The organism is Acinetobacter sp. MD2(2019), assembly GCF_035615615.1.
Classification (GTDB): Bacteria; Pseudomonadota; Gammaproteobacteria; order Pseudomonadales; family Moraxellaceae; genus Acinetobacter.
In genome coordinates, this window is the sequence record NZ_VTDU01000006.1 from 117,662 (window position 1) to 126,071 (window position 8,410).

General features: G+C 38.5%; 7 protein-coding genes, 2 tRNA genes and 1 pseudogene. 3 read left to right on the forward strand and 7 right to left on the reverse strand.

The features are described 5' to 3' along the window. Window positions 1-8: 8 nt before the first annotated feature. The 4 genes from I2F62_RS05235 to argG form a co-directional block, all read right to left on the reverse strand. Window positions 9-84 (reverse strand) — tRNA-Glu (locus I2F62_RS05235). 20 nt (window positions 85-104) lie between these two features. Further along, window positions 105-764 (reverse strand): ribonuclease T, encoded by a 660-nt coding sequence (rnt, locus tag I2F62_RS05240; RefSeq protein WP_324625969.1) that lies wholly within the window; start codon window positions 762-764, stop codon window positions 105-107. Then, window positions 749-1,783, reverse strand: coding sequence for a dihydroorotase (gene pyrC, locus I2F62_RS05245; RefSeq protein WP_324625970.1), 1,035 nt, complete (start codon window positions 1,781-1,783; stop codon window positions 749-751). Before pyrC ends, rnt begins: the two co-directional genes overlap by 16 nt. A 147-nt stretch (window positions 1,784-1,930) precedes the next feature. Then, window positions 1,931-3,289 carry an argininosuccinate synthase gene (gene argG / locus I2F62_RS05250; RefSeq protein ID WP_324625979.1) on the reverse strand — a complete coding sequence of 453 codons (1,359 nt, stop codon included), beginning with the start codon at window positions 3,287-3,289 and terminating at the stop codon, window positions 1,931-1,933. Between the two features lie 458 nt (window positions 3,290-3,747). On the opposite strand from argG, the gene I2F62_RS05255 reads away from it, so the two are divergent. Then, window positions 3,748-5,055 carry an MFS transporter gene (locus tag I2F62_RS05255; RefSeq protein ID WP_324625980.1) on the forward strand — a complete coding sequence of 436 codons (1,308 nt, stop codon included), beginning with the start codon at window positions 3,748-3,750 and terminating at the stop codon, window positions 5,053-5,055. Window positions 5,056-5,215: 160 nt separating this feature from the next. Continuing rightward, window positions 5,216-5,305, forward strand: a tRNA-Ser gene (locus tag I2F62_RS05260). A gap of 243 nt (window positions 5,306-5,548) precedes the next feature. Here I2F62_RS05260 and I2F62_RS05265 read toward each other — a convergent pair. Continuing rightward, entirely contained in the window at window positions 5,549-6,502 is a 954-nt protein-coding gene (locus tag I2F62_RS05265; RefSeq protein WP_324625971.1) for a hypothetical protein, read from the reverse strand. A gap of 22 nt (window positions 6,503-6,524) precedes the next feature. Further along, entirely contained in the window at window positions 6,525-7,052 is a 528-nt protein-coding gene (locus I2F62_RS05270; RefSeq protein WP_324625981.1) for a YagK/YfjJ domain-containing protein, read from the reverse strand. A gap of 178 nt (window positions 7,053-7,230) precedes the next feature. Here I2F62_RS05270 and I2F62_RS05275 point away from each other — a divergent pair, with 178 nt between their 5' ends. Further along, window positions 7,231-7,905 (forward strand): hypothetical protein, encoded by a 675-nt coding sequence (locus tag I2F62_RS05275; RefSeq protein ID WP_324625972.1) that lies wholly within the window; start codon window positions 7,231-7,233, stop codon window positions 7,903-7,905. A gap of 170 nt (window positions 7,906-8,075) precedes the next feature. On the opposite strand, the pseudogene I2F62_RS05280 reads toward I2F62_RS05275, so the two are convergent. Beyond that, window positions 8,076-8,410: pseudogene (locus I2F62_RS05280) on the reverse strand (hypothetical protein); the annotation flags it as partial.

An 8,410-nucleotide genomic window follows, 5' to 3' on the forward strand; every position in this document is an offset into this window, starting at 1 on the left:
AAAATAGATGGCGTCCCTACGGGGATTCGAACCCCGGTTACCGCCGTGAAAGGGCGATGTCCTAGGCCTCTAGACGATAGGGACGTTGCGAGGATGGCGGTATCTTATTGATCCGCCACCAAAGTGTCAAGTAGATGTGGAGCGAGTTTGTTCAAAATATAGCAAAACAGTTCTGCGGTCTTTTGTGTATCGTATAAAGCTGAATGGGCTTCTTTACCATCAAACTCAATACCAGCTTGAATACACGACTTGGCTAAAACCGTTTGACCAAACATGACCGCACTTAAAGTGACGGTATCGAACACCGAAAAACTATGGAATGGACTTTGATTTTTGGTGCCTGTACGTGCCACAGCAGCTTGTAAAAAGCCTAAGTCGAAGTGAGCATTGTGCCCAACCAATACAGCATGGGTACATTGTTGATCACGGCGAATGGCGGTGAGTTCTTTAAAAATCCGCTTTAACGCCGATTTTTCATCTTCTGCCATGGCCATACGCATTGGATTAAATGGGTCGATGCCAATAAAATCTAACGATCGGCGGTCTAAATTGGCCCCTTCAAACGGATTAATGTGTGCATGAAATGCCGGGCCGGGGACAAATTCGCCTTGTTCATTATAAACAATGGGAATGCATGCAATTTCAAGCAAAGCATCGGTTTTTGCATTAAAGCCTGCCGTTTCAACATCGACAACAATAGGTAAAAAACCACGAAAACGTTGACCGATAATGGGTGTTGTTACGTCAGTCACACTTTTCTCCATTGAATGGTTTTACCTGCATAAAGCGGAATAATTTGTTGGTCATCTAAATAATCGAGCTGCGCAGGAATGGTCTGTTCTTCTTGCACCAAGGTAATGGTGTTGGTATTGCGTGCTAAACCATAAAAATCTGCACCAAAGTGGCTGGCAAAGCCTTCTAAACGCTCAATTTTTCCAGCTTGGTCAAAGGCTTGTGCATAAAGTTCAATGGCCGTTGGTGCGCTATAACAACCGGCACAGCCACAGGCATTTTCTTTGGCATCTTGTGCATGTGGTGCGCTGTCTGTACCTAAGAAAAACTTAGGATTCCCGCTTGTTGCCACTTCAAGCAAAGTTTGTTGATGTGTTTGGCGTTTTAAAATTGGCAAACAATAAAAATGCGGTTTAATGCCACCAACCAACATATCATTACGGTTAAATAATAAATGCTGTGGGGTAATTGTTGCGGCCACATTGCGGTCTTGTTCCAACACAAAGTGCGCAGCTTCTTTGGTGGTAATGTGTTCAAGCACAATTTTTAAATCGGGAAATTGTTTTAAAAGTGGCGATAACACTTCATCTAAGAAGCGTTTTTCACGATCGAAGATATCGACATGTGAATGTGTTACTTCACCATGAAGTAATAAGGGCACTTGATACTTTTCAAGTTGCTCAATCACCGCATAAACTTTACGAATGTCGCTGACGCCATTGTCTGAATTGGTGGTTGCACCGGCTGGGTAGAGCTTAATTGCATTTACATGCGCTGAATCTTTAATTTTTTTAATTTCATCTGGCGCAGTGTGGTCGGTAAAATACAGCACCATGCGTGGGTCAAAGGCAACCCCTTCAGGAACATGTGCCATAATCCGTTCACGATAGGCTTCTGCTTCAGCAACGGTTTTAACTGGTGGTACCAAATTTGGCATACAGATTGCGCGTGCAAACTGTTTGGCTAAGTCTGGAACGGTACGTTTGAGTGCAAGACCATCACGTAAATGAGCATGCCAATCATCTGGCTGAAGAAGCGTAATCGTTTTCAAGAGGATTCAAACTGAAAATAAAGCAAATGATAAAGCATTTACACGCGAATGATAATCCGAGATTAAGATAAATGTTGTAATTCGAGCCAGATATTTTTCTAAGCATAAAAAAACCAGCATCGAAATGCTGGTTTTGTGCTAAAGCACTTATTTTTTCTTGCTTTCAAGCTGAGGTACAGCTGAACCTTGAGCAATCGACAGTAAACCTGCGTTGCTATAAATGCCCAATTTTGCACGGGTATCAATAATATCAAGGTTACGCATTGTTAACTGACCAATACGATCCATTGGGGTAAAGGTAGAATCACCTTTTTCCATGGTTAAGCGTTCTGCTTCGTAAGTTAAGTTCTCTGACTCTGTATTCATAATGGTATAGTCATTACCACGACGAAGTTCTAAGGTTACAGTGCCAGTAATGGCTTTAGCCACCCAACGTTGTGCAGTTTCACGTAGCATTAATGCTTGTGAATCGAACCAACGACCTTGGTAAAGCAGACGACCTAAACGTAAACCGTTAATGCGGTATTGTTCGATGGTATCTTCGTTGTGAATACCTGTAACCAAACGTTCGTAAGCAATATGCAATAACGCCATGCCCGGTGCTTCATAAATACCGCGCGATTTCGCTTCGATAATACGGTTTTCAATTTGGTCTGACATCCCTAAACCATGACGACCACCAATGCGGTTGGCTTCTAAAATAAGCTCAACAGGATTGTCGAAACGCTGACCATTTAAAGCAACTGGCATACCTTCTTCGAAGGTTACAGACACAGTTTCTGCTTGAATTTGAACGTCATCTTTCCAAAATGCAACGCCCATAATTGGCTCTACAATTTTGATGCCCGCGTTTAGATATTCTAAATCTTTGGCTTCATGGGTTGCACCGAGCATGTTCGAGTCAGTTGAATATGCTTTTTCTTTTGACATTTTATAGTCAAAACCGTTGTCGATGAGGAACTGTGACATTTCTGCACGGCCACCTAATTCATCAATAAAGGTTTGGTCTAACCACGGCTTATAAATTTTAAGCGCAGGATTGGTGAGCAAGCCATAACGGTAAAAACGTTCGATGTCGTTACCTTTGTAAGTCGAACCATCGCCCCAAATGTTTACGTCGTCTTCTTTCATTGCGGTCACAAGCATGGTGCCTGTTACTGCACGACCCAATGGTGTGGTATTAAAGTATGGTACGCCACCCGTGCTAATATGGAATGCGCCACATTGAATGGCTGCAATCCCTTCAAGTGCCAATTGTAAACGGCAGTCGACTAAGCGTGCTTTGATTGCGCCGTATTGTTCTGCTTTTTTTGGAATCGCATCATAATCATCTTCATCTGGCTGACCCAAGTTTGCAGTATACGCATAGGGTTCTGCACCTTTTTGTTTCATCCACAATAAAGCTGCTGAAGTATCTAAACCACCAGAAAAGGCAATACCCACTTTTTTGCCTACTGGTACATGCTGCAAGATGGTTGCATTATCAGTCATTGCTAATCCTAAGATATGAATAGGCACTGCCACACAGGCTGCCCTGAGAAAAAATTAAACGCTTTATTGTAGCACTATCATTCTCATTTTTTTTGCGAAAAGTAAGTCACGTGCGAAATTTAATTAAAAATTTAGTCGGTCAAAATTTTATGACATCAATTGAACCATTTCATTTTTTCAAAATTAAACTGTGTTGGACAAGCCAAAAATGGATGCCTGCGCTGTTGCTGTGCTTCAAGATTACCAAAAGTTAAAAAACAATTAATATATAAAAAATATAAATTATTTGGTTTTGGCTTTATTTTTATTAAAAATATTAATCGATTTAAAATATTAAAAAATAGGCATTATTTAAATAAAAACGTAATCTTTTGTTTGCTTATTAAACTAATTTAAGTTTGGGTTAAGCTTTCTGCCGTCATTACATTTTATGCTTTGGGCGAAAAATGGACAATGATGATGGAGATCAGATGATGCAAGCTCAAGCAGAGCAGTCGCGTACATCTCGAGTACGTGCAATTTTTAATGTAACTAGCGGCAACTTTTTAGAGCAATACGATTTCTTTTTATTTGGTCTGTACGCCAAATTTATTGGGGAAACCTTTTTTAAATCTGAAAGTGCTTATGCGGCGTTAATTAAAACATTTCTGATTTTTGCAGTCAGTTTCTTAATGCGTCCAATTGGTGCTTTGGTTTTAGGCCCTTATGTCGACCGCATTGGGCGGCGTAAAGGTTTAATGCTGACGTTAACCATTATGGCCTTTGGTTCAGTTGTGATTGCTTTCACCCCCGGTTATGAAACTATTGGTATTGCGGCGGCGGTTTTAATTTTTGTTGGACGATTAGCCCAAGGATTCTCGGCGGGTGTTGAATTAGGCGGTGTGTCGGTTTATCTGTCTGAAATTGCCGATGAACACAATAAAGGTTTTATTACCAGTTGGCAGTCTGCAAGTCAGCAAGTGGCAGTCATTTTTGCGGCATTGTTGGGTTTTGGGATTCATCAAATTTTTACTGAACAGCAAGTTTCGGCATGGGCTTGGCGTATTCCATTCATCATTGGATGTTTAATTATTCCTGCAATTTTTTATCTTCGTGGTAATTTGCAAGAAACCGAAGATTTTGCTTCACGTAAGCATCATCCAACCACTAAACAAATTTTATCAACTTTGGCCCAAAACTGGAAAATTGTGATTGCTGGCATGCTTATGGTGGCAACCACAACAACCATGTTTTATTTTATTACTGTATATACCCCAACTTATGGTAAAGAAATTCTGCACTTAACCAGCACTCAAAGTTTAATTGCAACCATCTTTGTGGGCGCAAGTAATTTTATTTTTCTACCGATTGGCGGCATATTGGCGGATAAATTTGGTCGTAAAGTCATTTTAATGAGTATGACCATTCTTATTTTGTTTTTGGCGTATCCATTGTTAAGTTGGTTGACGAACAACATTAGCCTTGCGCATATGTTAGAAGTGTTATTTATTTTGTCTGTACTTTATAGCTTCTATAATGGTGCATTGGTGGTGACTTTAACCGAAATTATGCCGAAAACAGTACGTACCGCAGGATTCTCGGTGGCATATAGTTTGGCGACATCGGTGTTTGGTGGCTTAACTCCTGTAATTGCAACGTATATTGTTGAGCAAACGGGCAGCCAAAGTGCACCTGCATTTTGGTTAATGACGGCTGCTGTCGTCAGTTTGATCTCGACAATTTATGTATTTATGGTTGCTAAGCTGCATACTTCACCCAAAGCCACTGCGGTAGAGGTCTAGGTATTACAATGCTATGCAGATGATTTTTAAAATTTAAAAATAAAATTTGCTTAGTTTTGAGCCATAAAGTGAATGTTTTGGTGAAACAATATGCAGTTGTTTGTTTTTGATTGAAAATTTGCTTGATCAAAATGCCGAATGTTTATATTATGGCGCACATGGAAGCGTGGCAGAGCGGTTTAATGCACCGGTCTTGAAAACCGACGAGGGTGTGAGTCCTCCGTGAGTTCGAATCTCACCGCTTCCGCCAAATATTTAAATAAGCCCTTGTTTTTACAAGGGCTTATTTTTTATCTTTATATTTACCCCTCAACCTACCCCTCATCAAATTTTGGATGTAAAAAGCAAAAACAGGATGATTTAGGATGGGATAGGAAATGAGTATAAAAAACGTTAATAATTTTAAACTCAATTTTGGTTTTGAAAATATATTTTCAATATATAAAAAAGGGCTCACGAATGAACCCTTAGGTGGAAATAAAAAGACTAGAGGTTAAACATTACCCGTATATTTCTTCCACGCATAAGTAATGCCATTGCCCTTATAACGATAAAAACTAAGTGGCTCATGTACACGTTCAATCAATTGTAGCCATGCCTTTTGAGTAATGCCTTGCCCATCATAGCAATGAGTATGCTTCGGCATGGAAAAAATGCCTTGCAGCTGGTAATCCAAGCAGACTAACTCCCATTGCTCTTTGAGCAAAGGTAAATAATCCATATCATCACCAATGATATAAACAAATGCTTGTGCGCTTAGCTGATGATCAAGTCCTTTGATAATACGCCAATGGATATCATAAAGAATATCCTTCAGTTGAGCGGCTTCATGTAGAGATTTCAAATATTTCTTGACCATCTTTACTGATTTCTTTTCTATTTCTTCATATATTGAATAGTGGAAATTATTTGTACAGCTCAGAATTGGTAAATCTAAGAAAATGCAATTGGCCTGTTCTTTGGTTTGCATTACGCGTCTGAATACACTTTTTTGTTCATTCCGAAACTTTTGTACTTCTACTAAATATTTACTCGCATGAAGTTTTGCTTTAGCTGTATAGAGTTCAGCGCGTAAACGATTAAATACATTTTTCAAGGTGTCACAATGAATTGGCTGCGGATAGTTCAGCAATTGTGAATTTTCAACAGCAAATTTTTGGAGAACATTGAGATAAGGGTTTACTTCAAATCCATTAAAAATATTTGTATCGATAGATAATTGTTGCATTTGGTTTATTGCCCAAACAAATATTGGATTCATTGCAGGGTATGGGCACGCCGCTGTTGGCTTGGGGTAGACTTTGATTTTGTCCTGTTCTAACTTCTTTTGGAAATCAATCAACCCACATGCCATTTGCATAAAATGCTCATTGACGTAAAAAGTTGGTGGTGTTTGAGTATGATTAACAAATAAAGACTGTGCGTTTGGTACAAATACGTGATTCATGTTAAAAATCTCTGTAATAAGGTTAAATAGAAGTGTGGTGTTTGGTCAGACTTGGACGGCCCATATTCTTGTGCAGATGAGGCGAAATACCTGTATTTAGTGTTTTCACACGTTCTAAGTTACGATGTAGTACGTACTGTTCATACTTGGCAAAGTAGTGAATCACCTTCGCAATATTGTCGTATTTAGTTTGATCATCGCGGTTTATTTCACCCAAAGCATCGTATTTGTACTTTTCACGATTCTTAGTGGCATTACAGTTAAAGTAGCAATGTTGACCACCAATTTGTGTATTCCACATTTCACCAATCATTCGGGCTAAACTAATGTCTTCACGGTGTTTCCGGCCACAAAAAAAGAAAAAACAATGAATATGTAACGCTTGGTCTATACCGTACTCTAATTTCCATACATAGCCTTTTAAATGTAATGATGTACTACGACGAATTTTTTGCTGAATAATATGAAAATGCGCTATAACTTCGTTATGCGTATAGTTTTTCTTATCTGCGAATAAGCCTGAGACCTTACTACTCAGTTGGTATTCAATTGCAAATTGCGTTGCAAATAACCAGTCTTTAGCTCCCTTTCAAGAACAATTATCCTATTATTTAGATGATTACGAATATTTAGCCAAGAATAATGGATATAGATTGGGCCATAGACGGTTTGAAGACATCGCTTTATTTGAGGATCAACAGCATACTGATGATTACTTAAGTTTACACTTGTCTAAACGATCAAATGTTCCCATCGCTCATGTTCTCCTCGATTATCTAGATTTGATGAAATTTACTTTAGTTCAGGAATCTAGGTTAGGAGTCGATGCTAGTGTAGATAAAAGTGCATATATCGATCAATTGGATAAAATGATTAAACTACTTTATGCCCAAAATAAGCAGGAAGTACCTAAGCGTCTTGGCATAGAGAGGTTACTTATTTCTACTATTTATAAGTTACTCATTCAACGTGGTGAACTGGAGCACTCAAACCATAAATATGCATCAATAAAAAATTTATTTGATTATATAGCCAAAGTACTAAAAACTTCACAAATTGGGTACGATTACAATGGGGCAGATTCAAAAAATTCGGATCTAAAATTGACTGGTTATGCAACAGAATATTCTTATGAAGATGATCTATTTATGTTTGAAAGCTTCTATTATGATTTACCATCTGAAGACGTGTTTAAATACTTAATATCGAAGCGTGAAAGCCCACAAAAGCGTATTCAACCCAAATGTTTTGATCAAGATGACGAGTCGCTTGCAGATATTTTGGCTGTAAAGGTGAATCGAAAAATTGAGGTATTTAGTATAACGGCTAAGAATATTTATCATCTGATCCCAGATGAAATAGACAATGTAGTCGATTTTAAAAGTTTATATAGATTGAATTAAAACGTTATTTTTCTAGGTCAAAGACCCATCTTTACAGGTTCTTAAACCATAAAAAGTTGAGCTGATTGACATCAAAAAAGCAAAATTGCTGACCGATATCGGTCAGCAATTTTTTAGTATGATCTAACCTTTTGATTAAAACATACATGGTCGTTTTAAGTTGAGAATCACTAAAAATTATAGGTATAGGACAAACCATCGTCGGTGCTGATGGTCACTTCACGCACATTTTCAGCCGAGCAACCGAGATAAACTTGAGCAACCGAACTGTAATGCATATTTTTATAATCATAAAAGCCTTTGCTTTGACAATGGCCTCGATTAATTAAAACCCCCGTTAAAGTGGTCGGATCATTATTCAATGACATGATACTGAGTTTATCGGTATAACCAGTCATCGAGTATTGTGATGAATCACGACGGACACGGACTTCAAACTCTCTTTGTGTCGGTTCTGGAATGTCTTGTGAAACTTGCTCTGTATCGTTGCCATTTTCTAAAAAGG

Coding starts and splice junctions, on each gene's coding strand:
- I2F62_RS05255 (WP_324625980.1), top strand. CDS start 3,748: ATGCAAGCTCAAGCAGAGCAGTCGCGTACATCTCGAGTACGTGCAATT.
- I2F62_RS05265 (WP_324625971.1), bottom strand. CDS start 6,502: ATGAATCACGTATTTGTACCAAACGCACAGTCTTTATTTGTTAATCAT.
- rnt (WP_324625969.1), bottom strand. CDS start 764: ATGGAGAAAAGTGTGACTGACGTAACAACACCCATTATCGGTCAACGT.